This window comes from Bacteroidota bacterium, from assembly GCA_016721765.1.
Classification (GTDB): domain Bacteria; phylum Bacteroidota; class Bacteroidia; order UBA4408; family UBA4408; genus UBA4408.
In genome coordinates this window covers 2,177,871-2,199,007 of the sequence record JADKHO010000001.1, presented here as the reverse complement: position 1 = coordinate 2,199,007, position 21,137 = coordinate 2,177,871, and the positions used below count along the sequence as shown (strand labels likewise).

The window sequence follows — 21,137 nt, the reverse complement described above, 5'->3', positions numbered from 1 at the left end:
ATAGTTAGTCTGCTGTTGATAAATTTTTACGTATTGGAAATCAATATTTATTACCTTTTAAAAAATAATTAAACACAAAAGCATTTCGATAAATGAATTTGGATATACTAATCTTTGAACTTAATTCGCAATCTTATTTTATAAAGTAAAGAATATGAATGAACAGATACTTTACAGAAACGCAATTCCTGAAGATGCTATAAAACTCTCGATTCTCTATAAACAGGTATATATTCAAACCTACGGAAAGGAAGGGGTTTCGGACGAGTTTGCGAATTTTATTGTCAAACAATTTGCAGTCGAAAAAATTGAAAAAACCATTCAAAATCAGCCAGACACCCTGTTGGTAGCTGCTTATAAAAACAACTTAGTAGGTGTATTAGAATTGGAGTATGATAAAAAATGTCCCATAAATAATATTGTAGCCCCTGAATTAAACAAGCTATATATTCTCGAATGGTTTTGTGGTAAAGGTATTGGACACGCCTTGTTGCAGCGTGCCGAACATCTTTTAAAATCTAAAGGAAAAAATGAGATGTGGCTCTGGGTGCTGGAATCCAATAGCAGGGCAATTAAATTTTATGAACGTCAGCACTATAAATGGATTGGGAATGCACCCTTTCAAATGGAAGTAAATAGGTATGACAATAAGGTGATGCACAAAATTTTTTGAATCGCATACTACCTCAATTAAAAACAGTAATAAACAAAATAGTATACCATGAAAAAATCAAATCGATTACTAAGTTATTTGCTCCTTCTATCCTTGCAATTTGGCTTCTTGCAATCTACAGCACAAACTAAAAAAGTTGCTCCTACTCCGCTAGCGCTTTATACCGAAATAGCGCAAATGGATAGCCTCTTGTTTCATTATTTCAACACACAAAACTTAAATCCATTTAAAGCACTCTTTTCAGAGGATTTAGAATGGTATCAAGACAATGAAGGTTTGATACCCTATCCAAAAGTTTTTGAAAATTTTTCGGATAACTTTAAAAAGAAAATAAATTGAGCCGCAAATTAGTTAATGGAAGTTTGGAAGTTCATCCTATAAAAGATTTTGGCGCAATCGAAATTGGCACACATGAATTTAGGCACATGGAAAATGGAAAAGAAGAACTTGGTGTTTTTAAGTTTGTGATGATATGGCAAAAACAAAACGATGGTTGGAAAATTTCACGCGTAATCAGTTTTGATCATTAATTAAATCCATTACAGCTGTTGCTTTTTTTATTCAAAACCATAAAATAAATTGGCTATTTGCAAAGAGGCGAGTTTATTGGAAAGAACAAAAGTGAAAAAACTGTAAACGGTTTATTCTTAAAGGAGCTAAATACCATCAAGATTATGTAGATTGGCATTACCATGAATATAGATGATTTATTTTTTAGATTAGTTTATACCCAATCCAACCAAAATTAAATAGCCATGAACACAGAGGAAGCATACAATAAATGGGCAGTACAATATGATAACAATGAAAATAAAACGCGAGATCTTGAAGCCTTAGCGTTGCGAATTATTTTAAAAGACTATGACTTTACTTCTAGTATAGAACTAGGATGTGGAACAGGCAAAAACACAAGTTGGCTAAGTGCAAAATCAAAGGAACACCTTGCAGTTGATTTTTCGGAAGAAATGCTTGCATTTGCACGTGCTAAAAAACTAAGGCAAGCTCCATACAATTTATCAAGGCCGATTTAACACAAGCATGGAACTTTGGTGTGGAAAAATTTGATTTAGCTACTTTTAGTTTAGTGCTCGAACACATAGAAAATTTAGATCATATTTTTTCAGAATGCGCTAAAGCAATAAAAGCGGATGGACTACTTTACATTGGAGAATTACACCCTTATAAACAATATGCAGGATCAAAAGCCCGATTTGAAAGTTCTGGGGAAATGCATTATCCTGATTGTTACACCCATTCTATTTCAGCTTTCATTCAAACTGCGAAAAAAAATAATTTCCGGCTGCTTGATTTAAATGAATTTTATGATGCTGAGAATGACCTACCAAGAATATTAACCTTGCTTTTTAAAAAAAGATAATCCTATCCCATTTACTCATTTGTAATATTATTTTGATTGCCGATATATTTGGCAAGTTTCCCGAAAGTAAATTAACCGTTATAATTTTTTTTTGCAAATTTCGACATTAAAACACCCCACTGCTTATGAAAGAATCACCCCATTTCATTCGCCAACTACTTCTCTTCTTATGTTGCTTTAGCTTGACTATTTGTTTGGCTCAAAACAACACAAAAATTGATTCATTAGTAAATCAGCTGGTGATTGGAAAAGCGGATACTTTGCGGGTTGCTCTATACATAGAGCTTGCAGAAGAATATTATATGAGTGCTCCAAATATTTCTATAGGCTACTGCCTAAAAGCTAAGACACTCGCAGATAGTCTTTACTATACAAACGGACAAACAGTTGCTTTGGGCTGGTTGGCCTATTTATATGAACAACAAGGAGAACTAAAAAAAGCACTTGAGTATTACCAAATTTCTTTGGCTATTGCGACTAAATCAGGTAAAAAAAAAGCTATTGGAGCATGTTTAAATAATATGGCTGCTATATACAAAGACTTGGGAAACATACCGGAAGCAATTCGCTATCATTATAAAAGTTTAGAAATAAAATTCGCTATTAACGATATAGAGGGGCAGGGTTCATCATACAATAATCTCGCATTTATTTACCAGTCGCAAGGAAAAATACCGCTGGCGCTCGACTACTTTAGTAAAGCCTTAAAAATTTTCGAAAAGATAAATGATAGCGATGGAATTGCAACCACTTTAAATAATCTTGGAAACTTATACAAACAGCAAAAGCAATATTCCGAAGCTTCCGCATACATTCATAAAGCCTTTCGCATCTATAAAAATCAACAAAATTATTATGGTGAAGGATACTCCTTAAATGCTTTGGGAGGATTGTATGAGGAACAAAATAATTTAGATGCTGCCCTAGGATTTTATCAAAAAGCCCTTCAAGTAAGAACTAAAATTGACGACAAACAAGGCATTGCCTATACACTAAAAAAACATAGGAAATGTTTACATAAAATTGAATCGTAAGGAGGATGCTAAAAACCATTACCTAAAGAGTTTACAAAATTTTGAAGAAATGGGTGATAAATTAGGTCTTACCGTTGTTAGCGATTTATATGGCACTACTCTAATTGCCGAAGGGAATGCTGCAGGTGAAGTGTATTTAAAAAAGTCATTGTTACTAGCCCGTGAACTGGGTTATCCTGAAAATATCAGAAATGCAGCCTACAATTTAGATGCATTATTTCGACAAAAAAAGCAATACAAGGATGCGCTTGAAATGAGCGACCTGTATATTCAAATGCGCGACAGTGTTGAAAATGATAAAAGTAGAAAAGCTGCCTTACAAACACAGTTTAAGTATGAATACGAAAAAAAGGAAGCCGTTTTAAAAAGTGAACAAGAAAAGAAAGATGCCATATCTAAAGCCGAAATAGCGAAACAAAAACTCATGCGTAATGGATTTGTGGCAGGCTTTGCAATTGTGCTGCTATTTGCCGGAGTTGTATTTAGGCAGCGTAACCGCATCTTCAAAGAAAAACAAAGAAGCGATGAATTATTACTCAACATTTTACCCCAAGAAACAGCCGAAGAGTTAAAATCGACAGGTGCAGCAAAAGCAAAAGATTTTGATCAAGTCACCATCCTATTTACCGATTTTAAAAATTTCACCAAGGTAAGTGAGCAAAAATCAGCTCAAGAACTGGTTAATGAAATTAATTTTTGTTACAGCGAATTCGATAAAATTGTGCAGCGCTTTGGTGTCGAAAAATTAAAACGATAGGCGATGCCTATATGTGCGCAGGCGGATTGCCTGTGGCTAATTCAACGAATGCTGTAGATACTATTTGCGCGGCACTAGCCATTCGTGATTTTATGCTTGCTGAAAAAATAAAACGCGAAGCGCAAGGTGAACTCTTTTTCGAAATTCGTATTGGCGTGCATACCGGACCGGTAGTAGCAGGAATTGTAGGCATCAAAAAATTTGCCTACGATATTTGGGGTGATGCCGTAAATACTGCTTCACGCATGGAGAGCAGCGGCGAACCCGGCAAAGTAAATATCAGTGGAAGTACTTATGCACTTATTAAAGATCAATTTATATGCACTTACCGTGGAAAAATTGAGGCAAAAATAAAGGCGAAATAGATATGTATTTCGTGGAAGGACATCAAAACGCTTCTTTCGTTTCATGAGAATTTATAATTTAGCATTAAGAAGGTACTTTAATGTACTCCTCAAGAATGCTTTGATTCATGAAATTGAATAATAAAATAATATTTGCACTAATTTTATTACTACCGTTTGTTGCTTGTAAACGTAAGAAAGTAATTGATTGTCCCGGTTTCCCGGAATCACATTTGGATTGGCTTCCATACGATGAAGGAGACACAATTCGATTTACAGATTCAATTGGGCAGCAAATAATTTTTATAGGAAAAGCGAAGTACGCAACAGCATTCGAACAACGAACATGTAGAACATCTTTTCCCACGCCTTGTGAGTGTTATAATTACCCGCGAGCAGGCGCTTCGGCTCATACGAATGATACTTCATATCGAAAAACAAATTCAGCCGGAAAAACCATACTTTTATTTAATGATCTTTATGTGGATATATATGGCGATGAAACAAATGGCTTTACTATTTCATACCATGTTTTGGATGGAACCAGCACTTACCATCTAAATCCGGATATCGAACTTTCAGGAAACGACATTCTTTTGCCCAGCTATTCAGTTGGTGGTCAAACCTATTCTAAGGTAGTTGAACATACAGTTGACACGGCAAACAACCCATATGTTGACCCGGGATTAAATGTAAATTTTGTATATAAAATGTATAGCAACAAATCACACGGTGTTATCGCATTTCAAGATTTAAAAAGCAATTCGTTTTATTACCGCAAGCTTTAAAAAAGAGTTTTGTTGTTAAAAGTAGGTAGACAAATGGTATACATTTATCAATATGTTCCCATTTTTAATAAAATCCACAAAAATATCTTCACATTTGTGATGTGCTCCTTTTAAAGAGAAGTGTTGAATTGTTGCGCTAAATTTTGAAGTGAAAAAATAATCCCATTCCTGTTTCTTATTGTACAATGCTTTCAAGCACTTACTGCTGAATCTGACATACATATTCAAAAGGGTTGGGCCAATTTATTAAAAGACAACGATACTACGGCACTGCGAAATTTCGAATCAGCCTATCAATCGGCTTTAGCCGAAAGCAATACACTAAACGCTGCAACAGCGCTGCTAAACATGGGTATTTGCAGCTTTGGTGCAAGTTACAGCCATGGTCTTAAGTTTTGTTTGAATGCTATGGCTGAATTTAAAAAAACTCGAACAAAGCAATCCGCAACAGGCACTCACCGGGCGTTCCAAATGCCTTCAACTCATCAGCACTATTAAAAGCCGACAAGGAAAATACCGCGAATCCATTTCATTAAGCAAAGAAGCTCAAAAAGGATTTCCGGATAAAAACGATACCAGTTCTTACTTAGGCTTAATTTACAATAGTCTTGGAATTGCTTATACCCGACTAAACCAGCATGATTCGGCCGAATATTTTCACCGACTTGCGCTAAATGAAAGAATACTAACCCACAATTGGATGTACTTACCCGGCTCTTATCTAAGTGTGGCAGAAATTGAATTGCGACACGAAAACAAGGATTTGAGTTTAGCTTTATTTTCCAAATCACTCGCTATTGCAGATAGCACAGGGAATCGCCAAGCACAAGTATCGGCATGGATTGGATTGGGGAAATGGCATTCTCATTTCGAAAAAAATGATGTTAAAGCGGAGGCAAATTATCAGCAAGCGAAAGAAATCGCAAGTAACTTATCAGATAAATCATTTTATTTGAATGCCTTGAATGCACTTCTTCAATTAAAAAAGCAACAAAGTCGTTTTGCTGAAGCACTTCAACTGGATGAAGAAATACGCATTTTAAAAGATTCGCTCGCCAATTGGGAAAAAGATAAGGTTACCAAAAGCCTGGAAGTGCAATTCGATGTTGCCGAAAAGGATCGCTTACTAAGCTTATTACAAAAGGAAAAAGACATTGCAAAACTCACCAATTACCTCTTGTACCTTGGAATCGCTTCCTTGTTGCTAATTGCAGCCGGAATAATTTTGTTTTTAAGAAAAATAAATGCGCGCGACAAACAACTCTTAGCCGCAAATGCTTCGCTATTCATCGCACAGGAAGAGCAAAAAAAATTAAAGGAACAGCAATTGCAAAATGAGCTTGAATTTAAGGAAAGTCAATTGAGCGCCATGACTTTACAAATGCTTCAAAAAACGAATTGATGCATGAACTTCAAGAAAAAGTGGAATCAGATGAGAAACTTCAAAAAGATAATTCCCTCACAAAGCTTATAAACAAAGGATTAAATCACGATAAGGAATGGACCGATTTTAATTCTCACTTTGAAAGCATTAACAAAAACTTTTATGCACGACTCAAACAATCCTATCCGGATATTAGCCCGAATGATTTACGCATTTGTGCGCTCATAAAACTCAATCTCTCCACAAAAGAAATGGCAGGCATTTTAAATATTTCGCCCGATAGCGTGAAAACAGCACGCTATCGTTTACGTAAAAAATTGCAATTAAATACCGAAGATAATCTTACTGATTTTATACTAAATCTAAAATAAATACTTTTGTTTACCTCTTGCATACATTAAAAATCAAACTTGTCTACCTCCTGTATACCTCTAAAATTATGAAAAAGTAAAAGGCCACTGTAGTTTTATCCTGTTCAACTAAATTGAAAGTTGAAGGAAAATACTAACCAAAAATAGAACCTTATGAAAGCAAGAATTTACCAAAACAGCACGCAAATGAAAAACGCAATCAAAACCGGAATAATAAAAATGAAGACTTTTGGCATCCTAATTTGTATCACTTTTATAGTTCATTCATTTGAAAGTTTAGCTCAAATTCCCAACAGTAGTTTTGAGAAAATAAATCCGGATGGAAGCCTTTGCAATTGGGGTAATGTGTATATATTTTCCGTCTTCATTGATTCAAATGGAGTGAGCCACAACGACTCAATTGTGTACGACAATCCTTTTTATGCACCGGTAAATGACGCATTTGGTGGCACGCATGCACTTCAACTTGCTAATGCATTCAATTATACCACCAATACAGGTATTGCGGGAGCTGTAGCGTGCGATGAAGATTCAGTGTTCAGTTCTTGGGGTTTGCTTAATTTGATTCCCACCCACTCCACTCCATTTACACCATTTGCGCCAATTAATTTTGGCTTTACCTATAAGTTTTTTCCGGTGTATGGAGATTCAGCCTATGCACAAATTGCACTGTGGGACAGTCTAGGCAATCAATTGGCCGGTGGAATTTTAATCATTTCTGATTCAGCTAGTACCTATACACAGGCTGCGGCGCCAATTAATTACTACCTTGCCGGTGATGCGGCATTTTACAGTTTAAGCATTCACAATTTTTACACCGCCACTCCCGGATTGCGACAACCAACTTTTGGAACAAGACTTATAGTTGACAATGTTGGATTTAATTTTGTAACCAACACTACAGCAATTCAAGCAAATGAATCAAAATCACAACTTAACATCTCCCCTAACCCTGCTGCAAACCGTATAAAACTTAACTTAACTCAAACGTCTCCATTTGAGGTGAGAATAATTAATAAACTCGGAGAACAAGTTGCTTATGTTAAAAATCAAACCGAACTTGATTTAAGCGCATTGGCATCCGGAATCTATTTCATATCCGTGATGCAAAACAATCAAGTTTTAAGTTCAAAATTTGTAAAAAATTAAGATAACGCTCTAACCCCAATTAAAACCGCAAAAGGGAAGTATCGAGTTAAATCGTGTCTTCCCTTTTTAGTTTATGATTTGATCCTTAATCGAGAGTTTACTTTTTGACTTTAATTTAGTACTGTGTTTGTGCGCGGTTACAAAGGTGAAACGAAGTAATTGGTATTTTATTCAAATCAAAAAATAAGCATGAATCATTGAACAAGTGATTTATAATAAACTGATGAATTACATACTGCCAGCGCGTTCGAAAATAGGATGCAAATTTTAATGAACTAAAAAAATAAGGCACTCAGTGTGTTGGATGCAATACTTTATATACCGTTTGGGCAACGAGTTAATCGTGAAAGTTCGCAATATTATTGGTTTTCAGTGTAGTATTTGCGTTAATTTGCAACGAATGTGAATAGTATATTTGAAGCTAAAAGTCAATTGGCTTTCTTTGCATTTCTTTAAACTCTTACACCAATTATACAAACATCATCCACCTGTTTTAAATTTCCTTTCCAATTATCAAAAACATCATTCAAGATGTTTCTTTGCACTTCCATCGGCTCGTAATTAATTGATAATAATAACTCTTGCAGTTGCTTATTTTTAAACTTTTTACCGCGGGCTCCACCAAATTGATCAGGAAATCCATCCGTAAGCGCATATATTACATCCCCCTTTTGCAATTTTACGGTATGTCTAGTAAATGCGTTCATATCGTTACTATGCTTTCCAATCGGCATTCTGTCAGCCTTAATTTCTATTAATTTGTACTCGCTCACATCGCCTTCCATCCCACTATTACGAACTAACCAAACTGAATTATAAGCACAAGCACATTCCAAAATATTGTTCTTAAAATCAAAACTAAGTATACTTCCATCCATTCCATCCTTTCCGCCTTCCTCGCTTCCATCGTATCTTAAATTCTCAATAATCAATTTCCTAGTTTCATTCAACAATAAATCGGGTCGTGCTATTCCTTTTGAAGATGCTTCTCTTAAACTTGCAATATTTAAAATACTCATAATAGCGCCTGGAACACCATGTCCGGTGCTGTCTGCAGTAACAAGAAGAAAATTATTATCGTTCAATTTTGTTGCCCAATAAAAATCTCCACTCACAATGTCCTTTGGATTAAAGAAAATAAAATACTCCTTTAAATTTTCATCCAAAAGAGCTTTATTTGCGAGCAAAGCTCTTTGAATTCGTTCTGCATAATTTATACTATCCGTTATTTCTTTATGCTTTTCTTCGATAACTTGTTTTTGTTCAATAACAACAGCTGTTCGCTCTTCGACAGTTCTTTCGAGATTTTCATTTTCCTTTCTTAAAAGTGCTGTTCTCCATTGAAAAAATCCATAAGATGCCATAATCAAAACGATTACCATAAATGAACGAAACCACCAGGTAAGCCACCATGGAGGGCGAACAACAAATTTAAATTCAAATGGCCGGCTCCAAACACCACTTTGGTTCAAGGCTCTAACTTTAAAAATGAAATTACCATTGGGTAAGTTGCTGCAAGTTGCTTCTGTTTTATCTGTGATGGCACTCCATTCCGAATCTAAGCCTTCTAATTTATATTGGTACAGAATGTGATTTCGGCTTTGCATATGTACACCTATAAAAGAAAAGCTAAGATTGTTGTTTTTATAGGGTAGACTCAAATGCTCAGGCAAATTGTACCATTGTGATAGCCCATCAAATTTTATTTCCTTTAACTGTATTCCATTTGATAAAATTGTATCTCGCATAGTTCCATTAACTATTTCCTTTCCTAGGCTATCAACACTAACAGAGTTTAATTTTGACCATTCAATTTCTTCACCAAATAATTTTACACTTGTTATATTCACTAAGGGAGCAATAGTATCTAAATGATCTTCTTTGGGTTCATAACAAGTAAGTACATCTGCACCCCACCAAATTCTACCTTTACTATCTTGAAAAACTGAATTACGGCGGCAGTTCAATCCAAAGAATCCATCATTATATCCATAGTTATAAAACAATGACACATTTGAAGCGACGGAGGGATTGCTTTTTTGGCTCAACTTATTCAATTGAGCTGCGCCCATTTTACTTAATCCTTTCCTTGTACCAAACCACATATTTCCATCAACATCCTGAATAATGCCTTGTACAGCATTATTCACGAGCCCTTCCTTCTCAGTTAAAATAGTTAAATATTTACCGTCGTAAAACATACATCCTTCAGATGTGCCTAACCAAAGGTGACCACTTTTATCTTGGCACATGCTTGAAATCGAATTATTAGCTAATCCTTCTTTCTCAGTATAATGGGTAAAGGTTTTTCCATCATAGCTACAAATACCACCTCCTTCCGTTGAAAACCAAATGTTTCCTTGCTTATCTTCTAAAATATCCAAAATTAGATTACTGGATAGACCTTCCTTTACTGTATAGTTAGTAAAGGTTTTAATCCATTTTCCATTTTGTTTTATTAGATTGTGTTGCGCTGCTATTGGAATATTTTCTCCTCGTTCAATAGCTTCAACTCGATTTCCGTCATATCTGCAAACTCCGTAATCCGAACCAAACCAAATGTTTCCTTCCCTATCTTCGAAAATAGTATTGATAAAATTATTAGTTAAGCCTTCATTAGTTGTAAAAACAGCAAACGATTTACCATCATAACGGCATACACCACCACCATTAAATCCAATCCAGATATTGCCATTTCTATCTTCTAACAATGAAAAAATAAATTTTTTTGGCAAGCCTTCTTTCTCTGTGAAATTGGTAAAGGTTTTTCCATCATAATGACAGAGTCCATTATTCGTTGCGAACCACAAATTTTTACTTTTATCTTCTATAATACAGGTAACGAAATTGTTGGTTAAGCCATCTATTTCTGAATAATTGGTAAAGATCTTTCCATCATATCGATTGAGCCCTCCGTTATAAGTCCCAACCCAGAGGTTTCCACTTTTATCCTCCAGCAAACTCCAAATAATATTATCTGACAATCCTTCATTCTCGGTATAATGAACGAAGGTTTTTACCAACTTTCCATTTATTTTTTGAAGATCAAATTGTTGATCTAATGGAATATTGTCTCCACGTTCAACTGCATCTACACGGTTTCCATCAAATCGACACAGGCCTCCTCCATAGGTGCCAAACCAAAGGTTTCCAACTTTATCTTGTATGATTGAGGGTACTTCTTTGTGCGATAACCCTTCCTTTTCGGTATAACGAGTTAAAGTTTTTACCAATTTACCATGGAGTGTTTGAAGATCCTTTTGGTATTTCTGAGGTATTTTTTCACCGCGTTGAATTGCCTCCACCCTGTTTCCATCATATCGACAAACACCGTTGCTTGTGCCGAACCATAGGTTTCCGATTTTATCTTCAAGAATACTCCAAACTAAATTATCGTTTAAGCCCTCATTTACAGTAATATTTGTAAATGATTTTCCATCGTAACGATTCAAACCACCGCCATATGTTCCAAACCAAAGCGCTCCGGTTTTATCATTAAAAATACAGGTGACAAAATTATTGGACAAGCCTTCATTCACAGTAAAATTCGTAAAAGAATTTCCATCAAAGCGGCATACTCCCTTTTCTTTAGTTCCAATCCAAAGATTTCCATCTTTGTCATCTGAAATACTCCAAACATAATTATTAGATAGGCCTTCCTTTTCAGTATAAGTGGTAAAGGTTTTACCATTGTAGCAACACACACCACCGCCATTGGTACCGAACCAAAGCTTACCACTTTTATCTTCAAAAATGCACATCACCATATCGTTGCTCAGACCTTCTTTCTCAGTAAAATTTGTAAAAAATTTCCCGTCATAACATCCCACTCCACCGCCTCTTGTGCCGAACCATAGGTTACCCGCTTTATCCTTAAGCAAACAGCGAACATTGTTATGCTTAAGCCCTTGTAAGGTTTTATAATAAGAAAAACTTGCCGGGTTATTGTCTTTGGTGTCTGCATCTTTAGCAAGCACAATTTCCGGTTTACCTGCAGGTAATACTTTGCCTTTAGCACGAATTATTTTGGGTAACAAAAAGGTATCAACACCCGGGGTAATTTTTCTTAAGGCATCTGTATTTAGTATTGCTGTTGATGGGACACCGGCAACGTGCGTATTTAAATGCGCAAGAACCACATTTGGCTTGCCAACCTTAATAATTTCCGGTGATCCAACAGGTATAACTTTAGCCTCACTTACACTATCTTTTGGGACAATATATCCCTTAACTTCAATAGTTTTTGATGCAATAGAAACTGGATGGGTTTTATTTTGTTCTTTACACGAAACTACAAAAACGAAAAATAGACAAATAGCTTGGATAGCGCTTATTTGGGAACGAAACATAATGAATTAGATTTATGAACACAATACCATAAAAATAGTGAATTTAGAATTATTGTCAAGACAAAATCAAAAAATATCACACCCAAAAGGAAATCGAAATTTATAAACGTGTCTCATAAGGATAAAACACTTCTGAATCTGACCATAATTATAGTTAAGAACAATTATCAAGTCTAATATAATTAAATCCTATCAAAAGAAGTTACGTACTTTTAACATAAATGATTCCTCCTTAATTTACCCAAATGGACTTATTCAATACTGAAGTTATTTCCACTATATTACCCTTTGACGGTGAAGTAATATATTATGGAAAGCTTATGAATACAAGCGCAGCAAATGCTTTTTATACTGCCTTGTTAGCCAACATCCAATGGGAAAACGACCAAGCCATCATTTTTGGAAAACGTATTATTACCAAAAGAAAAGTTGCCTGGTATGGCGATTCACAATTTGAATATACCTATTCAAACACTACTAAACAGGCGCTTCCATGGACTAAAGAACTACTGGAATTAAAAGCACTTTGCGAAACTTCAAGCGGAGAAACTTACAATTCCTGCTTATTAAATTTATACCATAGCGGAGAAGAAGGAATGGCCTGGCACAGCGATGGTGAAAAGGACTTAAAAAAGAACGGTGCCATCGCCTCACTTAGTTTTGGTGCTGAAAGAAAATTTGCATTTAAACACAAGCAAAGCAAAAAAGTAGTTTCACTGTTGCTCGAACACGGCAGTTTGTTGGTAATGAAAGGAACCACCCAAAACAATTGGCTGCATCGCTTACCGCCTACAAAAAAGATTTCGCAAGCACGCATCAATCTTACTTTTAGAACCATAATTGAATCTAACTAGTTCCTCCGCCTGAATAATTAGTTAAGCAAATCATTTTTTTTAATTTTGAAGAGCAGCTTTTTTTGCTGTGATGTGTCGCTTAATTAAATTATTATGAAGAAACAAAATTGCCTCAATTGTGGAACTGAAATAAACACAAAGTATTGCAGCAATTGCGGGCAGTCTGCCAATACCCACCGCATAAATCTAAGCTTCTTATGGCACGATATTCAACACGGTTTGTTGCATGTGGATAAAGGGATATTTTTCACTTTGCGTGAATTGTTTACCCGTCCGGGATATAGCATTCAAGAATTTATTTCCGGAAAACGGGTGCAGCATTTTAAACCCCTCTCCTTAATAATTGTGCTGGCCGGGGTATTTGGAATTCTTTCACATTATTTCGACATAAACATTTTAGCCAATAAAATTGAAGTCACTGGAACTGGTGAAGTGGCTGATAAATTAAAAAACGAAGTCTCTAATTTTGGAATTTGGCTCTCGCAACACTATTCCCTTTTTATTTTTATTGAAGTCCCCCTTTTTGCTGTTGGAACTTATTTTACCTTTAAATCAACAGGCTATAATTTTATTGAACACTGCGTTTTGCATACATTTTTAGCGGCACAGCGTCTTATGTTGCACATACTCTTTTTGCCGCCCCTGTATATTTTTCATGCCGAAAATTATTTAAAACCCGTTGAGCGAATGATTGATATTGTTGGAATTTCACTGGTGTTTTGGTCGCTCATGCAATTCTTCAAAAATATTTCTTTAGTGACGCGAATACTAAAAATAATCCTAAGTTTAGTGCTGTTTTTTGGATTGATGTTTTCACTGCTTACCGGCTTATCCTTGATAGTTTTTCCGATCCACTAATTTGAATGCATAAACAACAATTCACTTAATCTAGGTTAAGTACATTTCTTAACCTTGTTTATTGCAATAGCTTGCACTTGCATCGCACCTTTGTCGCACAATATTTAGAAACATGAAAAATACAGTATTACATAAAGCAGCAACGCGCGGACATGCCAGCCACGGCTGGTTAAATAGCTACCACACTTTTAGTTTTGCCAATTATTATCAGCCGGATCGCATGAATTTCGGGGTGCTTCGTGTGCTCAACGATGATACAGTGCAAGCAGGTATGGGCTTTGGAAAGCACCCGCACGACAACATGGAAATAATTTCGATTCCATTAGAAGGAGATTTGGAACACCAAGACAGCATGGGTAATAAAACGGTGATTAAAAATGGCGACATCCAAGTAATGAGCGCAGGCACCGGGATTCAGCACAGCGAATTCAATCGAAATAAAGATAAACTAGTTAAGTTTTTACAAATTTGGATACTTCCTAACAAACGTAATGTTACACCGCGTTACGATCAAATTACACTTAACGTGGACGATCGTCACAATAAACTGCAACAGATACTCTCACCCAATGAAAACGATGAAGGAGTGTGGATACATCAAGATGCATGGTTTCATTTAGGAAGCTTTGATAACGGATTCTCAACCGAATACAAGATAAAAAAAGCAGGAAACGGTGTTTATGCATTTGTACTTAAAGGCAATATTACAATTGATGATACCGCATTAAATGAAAGAGATGGCCTGGGTTTTTGGAACACTGATGCACTCACCATAAAAGCCGATAGCAATGCTGAACTTTTGCTGATGGAAGTGCCAATGACAATTTAATTAATATCAAAATGAAAAATTTAAAAATAGCTTTCACCCTTTACCCTGTGATAGACGAAATAAAAAATCATTGGAGTGCACCTGCATTTTCTCATAATCACTTATCAAAACTAACACGCAAAGCGATTTCAGAATTTGTAACGACACTATGAAAAAATTAACCCTTCTCGTTATTGGACGTCATGATCTTATTCTTGACTTGCTGTTGAATCAATTAAATCAAATCGAAAATTGGGAAGCCATCGGAACGCTCGAAGATGAAAAAGCAATTGAATTATTTCATCAATACAAATTTGATTTTGTGGTGTTAGGTAGCGGGATTCCTCAAGAAACACAAGCTAAATACCGCAAATTATTTAGGCTACAAAATCCGCATGTAAACATTATCCAACATGCAGGTGGAACTAGTGATAAACTCGAATTTCATATCCGCAACATAGCAGAAAATCAGCAAAATGGTTCGCTTAATGTGTTGGATAATCCTTTTCAAGTGTAAAGAAGAATAAGGACCAGATGCTCGATATTATTGACATTTTGTTAAGGAATAATATATCAATTAATTCCTTAACGCTAATAACATTTTCACTCTCCAACTTTAAACTGATAATCGAAACCGAAAACGACCGGCCTATGAGAAATTGGCGTTAAGAAATCCAATTAATTTTTAAAGCGTTGGCCTGGCGCCAAGCAATCCTCGAGCGAAAACGCAATTTGGTAATTATACCTACCTATTATTGAGCGCTTGGATTGCGTAGCTAAAAATTGGTTGGATTTTAGTCGATTTATCATAAGCCTTGATTTCTTGTTTCTTTTTTATCAAGAAAAAAGAAATAAAATAGCATTTGAAACGCCTGTAAAATATACCCTGTGGTGTCCTTAATAAAAAGTATATTCATTAAATTATTTTGGCAAATTACCGGATTAATAACCATTCAATAAAAAATGAACCCGCTTTTCGTTTAGACATTCAGCGAGAGCCGGTTTGAGTTAGGCTGCTAATAGTAAAGATAGCTTAACATAATTCTAGATAAGCTTTATGTAAAATAACTATTTTTAGGGACCAATTTTTAATTAAAATTTTCATGCAAACAATACTCGGCGCAAACGGAACAATAGGCAGTGTGCTCGCAAAAGAACTAACTGCCTATACCAGCAAAATCAGATTGGTGAGTCGGAATCCCAAAAAAGTAAACGAAACAGATGAACTTTTTCCTGCCGACCTTTCCAACCCAAGTCAAGTAGATAAAGCCGTGGAAGGCTCGGAGGTAGTGTATCTGTTGGTAGGATTTGAATATAAACTGAGTGTATGGCAAGATAAATGGCCCAAACTGATGCGCGCCACAATCGATGCCTGTGTAAAACACAAAGCCAAATTGGTATTTTTCGACAACGTTTATTTATACGATGTATCTGAAATTGGGCACATGACTGAAGCATCCAAAATTAATCCGCCCAGCAAAAAAGGAGCCGTTCGGCAACACATTGCGGAACTCTTAATGCAAGAAGTTAAAGCAGGAAAATTAACTGCAATGATTGCACGTTCTGCTGATTTTTACGGACCCAAAAATGAAAAAAGCTTTTTGTTGGAATTGGTTTACAACAACCTCAAAAAAAATAAAAAACCACAATGGATAATGGATGCTTCCAAAAAGCACTCTTTTACTTTTACACCGGATGCGGCAAAAGCTACTGCATTATTAGCAAATACAGCTGATGCATACAATCAAGTTTGGCATTTGCCTACCGATAAAAACACTTTAACAGGGAGTGAAATCATTGCGCTTTTTAATGCCGAGATGCACAGCTCCAAAAAGGAAATGGTGCTACCCATGTGGATGATAAAATTAATCGGATTGTTTATTCCCATTATGCGCGAAATGCCCGAAATGATGTATCAGTATGACCGTGATTATGTTTTCGATTCTTCAAAATTTGATAGTCGCTTTAATTTCAAAACCACGTCGTATCAAGAAGGAATAAAATTAACTGTACAAAATTAGTTTACCACATCTGGCACGCGCGTGAAGCGCTTGCATATATCTGGCGCACGCTTGCAGCGCGTGACTTCCATAACTAGCGCGCGCTTGTAGCGCGTGCCTACCTACTTACCTTTCTTGCAACTGACACTGGCGCGCACTTGCAGCGCGTGCCTACAACTTTATAATCAAGCAACATTTCTCATAAATAAATCAAACTCACATTAAACTTCATCGAATCCAACGAATCCACTGTAAATTTTAATTGATTGAAGGAAGGAGCTCCAAATGTTATTCCCGGATTGTTCGAAAAACCATAGCCCTCCGTGGGGGCACCAAAGAAATTTTTATCGAGGACATTATTCGAATTCGCGTCGTGAAAACAGCTCATGCAATAGGTTCCAGACGGGATGCTATCAAAACGAATTACAATACTATCTGCAAGCAACGGAGCGGTGTATGATTTGAAACGAACACTGTTAGTGTAATTTGAAGGAGAATTAAAGAGCGCTGCCAATACGTTCCCGCTATTCGAATTAAATGTTTTTATGCTAAAAATGAGTTTCGTATACTTCACAACAATGCTGTCCATTGCTGTAGTGTCTTGTATTGCCAGCGGAGCTGCTCCCGGGCTTATCTCATTATCCTTCTTTTTACAGGCTGTCGCCAATCCAACTAAAAGCAGCAAAAAACTTAAATACCTTTTCATAAACATTAAATTAAAATATGTAAACCCAACAGTCAAAGTCGCAAGATGTTTAGAAAAGGTGTATCAACTTAAAATGATTTATGGTTGATATAGTCCAATCATTTAAATACCGAACCAAAACGCACAATATGCTTGATAATTTGAAAGTATCTTGCTTTCTTCGTATAAAAATCAACTCAATGATTAACCAACCCCTAAATTCAAACCATGGATATAGTAGATATTTTACTTGTAGAAGACAATGATGCCGATGCAGAGATTTGTATTCGGACACTGAAAAAAACAGGGCTCAGTAATTTGATTTTTCGTGTCAAGGATGGACTGCAAGCCCTTGATTTTTTATTTGCAACCTCCGACTTTTCGTATCGTAAAATAGAAAATGTTCCTAAATTAATTATCCTCGACCTCACAATGCCCAACATTGATGGACTTTCCGTGCTGAAAGTAATTCGTGGTGATGATTGTACATTAAAAATTCCAGTTGTAGTTTTTACAGCATCAGCGGAAGCAGAAGATGAAGCAAAGTGCCGTGAATTGGGAGTAAGCCGCTACATTCAAAAACCAATCGAGTCGGCAGAATTTGCAAAGGTGGTGGACGAAATTGGCAGGTATTGGTTAAGTCCCGATAAGATTTTAAACGAGTAATTCAATTTTCATTCTACCCGAAGGACTGATTTTGGAATACAAAATCAGCACTTTCTTACAATTTAACTTTCTTACACATATCTATGGAATCAGGGCGTCTGAATTGGTTCAAAAATATTTCCATTTCTAAGAAATTATATTTTGCCGTGGGCGTGATGGCCTTTCTGATTTTAGTGGAATTAGCCACTCTCTTTTTTTCTATTTCCACCCTTTCTTCAGTGCGCGCATTTGTGGGAGCAGAAGGGCTTTGGTCAAAAGCTCAAAAAGATGCTATTTATCATTTACGTAAGTATACCCGTTCGGGAAATGAAAAAGATTATCAAGATTTTTTGCACTTCATGAAGGTTCCATTGGGTGATCGCAAAACGCGACTCGAAATGGGCAAAGCCAATCCTGATAAGGAAATTATGCGGCAAGGATTTATTGAAGGCCGAAATCATCCTGATGATGTGGATGGCATGATACAATTATTTTTGCGCTTTCATTCCATTACCTATATCAATAAAGCCATAAGAATATGGACAGAGGCGGATTCCACCATCGCAGAAATGCAAATTACAGCTGCTAAATTACATGCGGCAATTGTGGCATCGGGCGTAAATGCGGCTCAAATGGAAGAAAATTTAAAACACATTAATGACATAAATAAAAAACTCACGCAGTTGGAAGATGATTTTTCATTTACCCTCGGCGAAGGCTCACGATGGCTCGAAAACCTGATTCTGAAAATATTATTGCTCATCGCACTAACCGTTGAAATTTCAGGCCTTTGGCTTTCTATCTCAATTAGTCGCAACATCTCCAAAGGAATAAACGAAATCATTAACACCTCGAAAGCAGTTGGTGAAGGTAATTTTTCGAGCCGGGCAAATATTTATTCTACGGATGAAATTGGCCAATTGGCAAGCCATTTCAATGGGATGATTGGAAAATTAGATGAAAAAATAATTGCCTTAAGTGAAAGCGAGGAAAAATTCTATTCCATTTTTCATTCCAGTTCGGTGGGCATGACCATTAGCCGCTTCTCCGATAAAGTCATCTTGGAAGCCAATGAAAAATTTTTAAGCTCCTTGGGCTTCAGCAAAGATGAGGTTATTGGAAAAACCTCTTCCGAAATGGGCATCATTGCCAATATGGATCAACGAAATCAGGTCCTTAAACTAATTAATGAAACAGGTAAAACACCCGACTTTGAACTTACCTTTCGCACTAAAAGCGGCGCCTTGATGGATGCACTCATCTCCTTAACGGTGATGAAAATAAATGGCGAACAATGCGTAGTTTCTATCTTCTACGACATTACCGAAAAAAAACAAATTGAATTGGCCTTACATAAAAAAACACTAGAACTGGCCTCCATAAATAAGGAACTCGAGCATTTTGCACACATCTCTTCCCACGATTTGCAAGAACCATTGCGCACTGTTTCCAATTACATGCAAGTTTTTGAAGAAGACTATTTAGATCAACTCGATGAGAATGCACGTAAATACATTACTTCCGTAAACAATGCAACCAAACGGATGAGTCAACTGGTTAAAGCACTGTTAGATTATTCCCGCTTAGGCCGAAATAAAAACTTGATTAAAGTAAGTTGTACCAAATTAGTTTCGGATGTGATCGCTGATTTGAACAGCACTATTAGTGCTTCCGGTGCTGAAATAATTGTTTCGGAGCTTCCTGAATTGATGATATATGAAACCGAATTCAGGCAATTATTTCAAAACCTAATTACCAATGCAATTAAATTCCAGAAAAAAAGCATTGTTCCCAAAATCCAAATCTCGGCAGCTTACGTAAATACTGTTTGGCAATTTACAGTGAGTGATAACGGGATTGGAATTGAACCGAATAATTTTAAGAGAATATTCGATATTTTTCAACGCTTACATGCCAATACTGAATACGAAGGGAGCGGAATTGGATTAGCCAATTGCAAAAAAATTGTAGAACTGCATCAAGGCGAAATCTGGGTAGATTCTATCTTCGGAGAAGGCACAACATTTACGTTTACTATTCCAATTTTAGAAACATGATTAAAAAATTAAATTGCATATTACTGATTGACGATAATCCGGATGATAATTTTTACCACGAACGTGTAATTCAAAAAAGCAATGCAGCACATTCAGTATTGGCAAAAACATCAGCAAAGGAAGCACTCGACTTTTTAGCTGCTAAAAAAGCCGGTGAGGCACCACCCGAACTCATCTTACTCGATATAAATATGCCGGGCATGAATGGTTGGGACTTTTTGGAGGCATATCAAAAATTAGATTCAGAATTAAAAAGTCAGGCCGTTGTGGTTATGCTCACCACCTCACAAAACCCCGACGATAAAAAAAAGGCTGAAAAAATTAATATAATCTCAGATTTTAAAACAAAACCCTTAACAAAAGAAACCCTCGAAGAAATCTTAATCGCTTTTTTTTCAGAAAAATAGGTTTGATTTGTTGATTAGCCAATTAGCTAATTTATTTCTATGTGAAGCCTATGCTTCCTCTGTGCCTATGTGTTATATAGAATCACGTTTCAAATTCAATTCTCTGATATAGAACGCTGATTTTTTATGATGATTATGATTGTTTATGATAATTAGTTGATTAGCCGATTTTATGCTGTGTGATTCCTCTGTTTCCTATGCTCCTATGTGTTTAAATAGAATTTAGATAGAATTGAAGTTACAAAATGTGCTATTGAAAAATAAAAACCAAACCACCAAACACGATGCACAATCCAAGTATGGTTAGGCCATAAAGTGGCAAACCAATCTCACCACCTGTGTTATGGATAATCACACACGAAATAAAACCCATGCCCAAAATCAATACCCCCAATACCACTAACAAACTCCCGTTGCGTGTACGCATTGCATGACGCATGCGCTTAGCACTTGCAAGCAATTCGGGTACATAGAGTTTATCAATGCCCTTCTCAAGCAAATGTTGCTCAATAAAAACATTGTCATGCCCCTGTGCAACCAGCGTTCTGATTACTTCTTGCTGCGCTTGAGTATCTGCACTTTGCTCCATGAGTGAA

The 21,137-nt window shown here is 36.1% G+C and carries 21 protein-coding genes and 1 pseudogene; 19 read left to right on the top strand and 3 right to left on the bottom strand.

Annotated features, from left to right (window positions below):
- The first annotated feature begins 154 nt into the window (after positions 1-154).
- The 11 genes and pseudogenes from IPP32_08210 to IPP32_08160 all read left to right on the top strand — a co-directional run bounded on the left by IPP32_08210 (position 155) and on the right by IPP32_08160 (position 7,878).
- A complete protein-coding gene (locus IPP32_08210; protein MBL0048060.1) occupies positions 155-673 on the top strand; it encodes a GNAT family N-acetyltransferase in 519 nt (172 codons plus the stop codon).
- Positions 674-721: 48 nt separating this feature from the next.
- Complete coding sequence (locus tag IPP32_08205; protein MBL0048059.1) at positions 722-1,012, top strand: hypothetical protein; 291 nt, start codon at positions 722-724, stop codon at positions 1,010-1,012.
- A complete protein-coding gene (locus tag IPP32_08200) occupies positions 1,009-1,203 on the top strand; it encodes a nuclear transport factor 2 family protein (GenBank protein ID MBL0048058.1) in 195 nt (64 codons plus the stop codon). The genes IPP32_08205 and IPP32_08200 overlap by 4 nt, the downstream gene beginning before the upstream one ends.
- Positions 1,204-1,428: 225 nt before the next feature.
- Positions 1,429-2,051, top strand: a pseudogene (locus IPP32_08195) (methyltransferase domain-containing protein).
- A gap of 125 nt (positions 2,052-2,176) precedes the next feature.
- The gene (locus tag IPP32_08190) at positions 2,177-3,085 is read left to right on the top strand and encodes a tetratricopeptide repeat protein (protein MBL0048057.1); all 909 of its coding nucleotides are present in this window, start codon (positions 2,177-2,179) and stop codon (positions 3,083-3,085) included.
- Positions 3,075-3,842 (top strand): hypothetical protein, encoded by a 768-nt coding sequence (locus IPP32_08185; GenBank protein MBL0048056.1) that lies wholly within the window; start codon positions 3,075-3,077, stop codon positions 3,840-3,842. The genes IPP32_08190 and IPP32_08185 overlap by 11 nt, the downstream gene beginning before the upstream one ends.
- Positions 3,843-3,853: 11 nt before the next feature.
- Positions 3,854-4,207: an adenylate/guanylate cyclase domain-containing protein gene (locus IPP32_08180; GenBank protein ID MBL0048055.1), complete on the top strand. Its 354-nt coding sequence runs from the start codon at positions 3,854-3,856 to the stop codon at positions 4,205-4,207.
- A 107-nt stretch (positions 4,208-4,314) separates the two neighbouring features.
- Positions 4,315-4,974: a hypothetical protein gene (locus tag IPP32_08175; GenBank protein MBL0048054.1), complete on the top strand. Its 660-nt coding sequence runs from the start codon at positions 4,315-4,317 to the stop codon at positions 4,972-4,974.
- Between the two features lie 403 nt (positions 4,975-5,377).
- The gene (locus tag IPP32_08170; GenBank protein ID MBL0048053.1) at positions 5,378-6,376 is read left to right on the top strand and encodes a hypothetical protein; all 999 of its coding nucleotides are present in this window, start codon (positions 5,378-5,380) and stop codon (positions 6,374-6,376) included.
- Positions 6,376-6,729, top strand: coding sequence for a hypothetical protein (locus IPP32_08165; GenBank protein ID MBL0048052.1), 354 nt, complete (start codon positions 6,376-6,378; stop codon positions 6,727-6,729). The genes IPP32_08170 and IPP32_08165 overlap by 1 nt, the downstream gene beginning before the upstream one ends.
- Before the next feature lie 153 nt (positions 6,730-6,882).
- Positions 6,883-7,878, top strand: a complete 996-nt coding sequence (locus IPP32_08160) for a T9SS type A sorting domain-containing protein (protein ID MBL0048051.1) — start codon at positions 6,883-6,885, stop codon at positions 7,876-7,878.
- Positions 7,879-8,330: 452 nt separating this feature from the next.
- Here the strand turns inward: IPP32_08160 and IPP32_08155 are convergent, their stop codons facing one another.
- A complete protein-coding gene (locus IPP32_08155; protein ID MBL0048050.1) occupies positions 8,331-12,227 on the bottom strand; it encodes a SpoIIE family protein phosphatase in 3,897 nt (1,298 codons plus the stop codon).
- 245 nt (positions 12,228-12,472) lie between these two features.
- On the opposite strand from IPP32_08155, the gene IPP32_08150 reads away from it, so the two are divergent.
- From IPP32_08150 to IPP32_08130, 5 genes are all read left to right on the top strand, one after another.
- Positions 12,473-13,081 (top strand): alpha-ketoglutarate-dependent dioxygenase AlkB, encoded by a 609-nt coding sequence (locus IPP32_08150; protein ID MBL0048049.1) that lies wholly within the window; start codon positions 12,473-12,475, stop codon positions 13,079-13,081.
- 93 nt (positions 13,082-13,174) lie between these two features.
- On the top strand, positions 13,175-13,939 hold the full coding sequence (locus IPP32_08145; protein MBL0048048.1) for a DUF3667 domain-containing protein: 765 nt from the start codon (positions 13,175-13,177) through the stop codon (positions 13,937-13,939).
- A gap of 112 nt (positions 13,940-14,051) precedes the next feature.
- Entirely contained in the window at positions 14,052-14,768 is a 717-nt protein-coding gene (locus IPP32_08140) for a pirin family protein (GenBank protein ID MBL0048047.1), read from the top strand.
- 148 nt (positions 14,769-14,916) lie between these two features.
- Complete coding sequence (locus tag IPP32_08135) at positions 14,917-15,264, top strand: hypothetical protein (GenBank protein MBL0048046.1); 348 nt, start codon at positions 14,917-14,919, stop codon at positions 15,262-15,264.
- A gap of 586 nt (positions 15,265-15,850) precedes the next feature.
- Positions 15,851-16,768 carry an NAD-dependent epimerase/dehydratase family protein gene (locus IPP32_08130; protein ID MBL0048045.1) on the top strand — a complete coding sequence of 306 codons (918 nt, stop codon included), beginning with the start codon at positions 15,851-15,853 and terminating at the stop codon, positions 16,766-16,768.
- 178 nt (positions 16,769-16,946) lie between these two features.
- Here IPP32_08130 and IPP32_08125 read toward each other — a convergent pair whose 3' ends face one another.
- A complete protein-coding gene (locus IPP32_08125; protein MBL0048044.1) occupies positions 16,947-17,453 on the bottom strand; it encodes a DUF2141 domain-containing protein in 507 nt (168 codons plus the stop codon).
- Between the two features lie 207 nt (positions 17,454-17,660).
- Here IPP32_08125 and IPP32_08120 point away from each other — a divergent pair, with 207 nt between their 5' ends.
- The 3 genes from IPP32_08120 (at position 17,661) to IPP32_08110 (ending at position 20,541) form a co-directional block, all read left to right on the top strand.
- Complete coding sequence (locus IPP32_08120; protein MBL0048043.1) at positions 17,661-18,098, top strand: response regulator; 438 nt, start codon at positions 17,661-17,663, stop codon at positions 18,096-18,098.
- An 83-nt stretch (positions 18,099-18,181) separates the two neighbouring features.
- The gene (locus IPP32_08115; protein ID MBL0048042.1) at positions 18,182-20,134 is read left to right on the top strand and encodes a PAS domain S-box protein; all 1,953 of its coding nucleotides are present in this window, start codon (positions 18,182-18,184) and stop codon (positions 20,132-20,134) included.
- Positions 20,131-20,541 (top strand): response regulator, encoded by a 411-nt coding sequence (locus IPP32_08110; protein ID MBL0048041.1) that lies wholly within the window; start codon positions 20,131-20,133, stop codon positions 20,539-20,541. The genes IPP32_08115 and IPP32_08110 overlap by 4 nt, the downstream gene beginning before the upstream one ends.
- Before the next feature lie 250 nt (positions 20,542-20,791).
- Here the strand turns inward: IPP32_08110 and IPP32_08105 are convergent, their stop codons facing one another.
- Complete coding sequence (locus IPP32_08105; GenBank protein MBL0048040.1) at positions 20,792-21,130, bottom strand: hypothetical protein; 339 nt, start codon at positions 21,128-21,130, stop codon at positions 20,792-20,794.
- Between the last annotated feature and the right edge of the window lie 7 nt (positions 21,131-21,137).

What these genes read in the sequence shown, in the direction of transcription:
- IPP32_08210 (MBL0048060.1), top strand. Translation starts at nt 155, where the DNA reads ATGAATGAACAGATACTTTACAGAAACGCAATTCCTGAAGATGCTATA.
- IPP32_08205 (MBL0048059.1), top strand. Translation starts at nt 722, where the DNA reads ATGAAAAAATCAAATCGATTACTAAGTTATTTGCTCCTTCTATCCTTG.
- IPP32_08190 (MBL0048057.1), top strand. Translation starts at nt 2,177, where the DNA reads ATGAAAGAATCACCCCATTTCATTCGCCAACTACTTCTCTTCTTATGT.
- IPP32_08180 (MBL0048055.1), top strand. Translation starts at nt 3,854, where the DNA reads ATGTGCGCAGGCGGATTGCCTGTGGCTAATTCAACGAATGCTGTAGAT.
- IPP32_08175 (MBL0048054.1), top strand. Translation starts at nt 4,315, where the DNA reads ATGAAATTGAATAATAAAATAATATTTGCACTAATTTTATTACTACCG.
- IPP32_08170 (MBL0048053.1), top strand. Translation starts at nt 5,378, where the DNA reads ATGCTATGGCTGAATTTAAAAAAACTCGAACAAAGCAATCCGCAACAG.
- IPP32_08165 (MBL0048052.1), top strand. Translation starts at nt 6,376, where the DNA reads ATGCATGAACTTCAAGAAAAAGTGGAATCAGATGAGAAACTTCAAAAA.
- IPP32_08160 (MBL0048051.1), top strand. Translation starts at nt 6,883, where the DNA reads ATGAAAGCAAGAATTTACCAAAACAGCACGCAAATGAAAAACGCAATC.
- IPP32_08155 (MBL0048050.1), bottom strand. Translation starts at nt 12,227, where the DNA reads ATGTTTCGTTCCCAAATAAGCGCTATCCAAGCTATTTGTCTATTTTTC.
- IPP32_08150 (MBL0048049.1), top strand. Translation starts at nt 12,473, where the DNA reads ATGGACTTATTCAATACTGAAGTTATTTCCACTATATTACCCTTTGAC.
- IPP32_08145 (MBL0048048.1), top strand. Translation starts at nt 13,175, where the DNA reads ATGAAGAAACAAAATTGCCTCAATTGTGGAACTGAAATAAACACAAAG.
- IPP32_08140 (MBL0048047.1), top strand. Translation starts at nt 14,052, where the DNA reads ATGAAAAATACAGTATTACATAAAGCAGCAACGCGCGGACATGCCAGC.
- IPP32_08135 (MBL0048046.1), top strand. Translation starts at nt 14,917, where the DNA reads ATGAAAAAATTAACCCTTCTCGTTATTGGACGTCATGATCTTATTCTT.
- IPP32_08130 (MBL0048045.1), top strand. Translation starts at nt 15,851, where the DNA reads ATGCAAACAATACTCGGCGCAAACGGAACAATAGGCAGTGTGCTCGCA.
- IPP32_08125 (MBL0048044.1), bottom strand. Translation starts at nt 17,453, where the DNA reads ATGAAAAGGTATTTAAGTTTTTTGCTGCTTTTAGTTGGATTGGCGACA.
- IPP32_08120 (MBL0048043.1), top strand. Translation starts at nt 17,661, where the DNA reads ATGGATATAGTAGATATTTTACTTGTAGAAGACAATGATGCCGATGCA.
- IPP32_08115 (MBL0048042.1), top strand. Translation starts at nt 18,182, where the DNA reads ATGGAATCAGGGCGTCTGAATTGGTTCAAAAATATTTCCATTTCTAAG.
- IPP32_08110 (MBL0048041.1), top strand. Translation starts at nt 20,131, where the DNA reads ATGATTAAAAAATTAAATTGCATATTACTGATTGACGATAATCCGGAT.
- IPP32_08105 (MBL0048040.1), bottom strand. Translation starts at nt 21,130, where the DNA reads ATGGAGCAAAGTGCAGATACTCAAGCGCAGCAAGAAGTAATCAGAACG.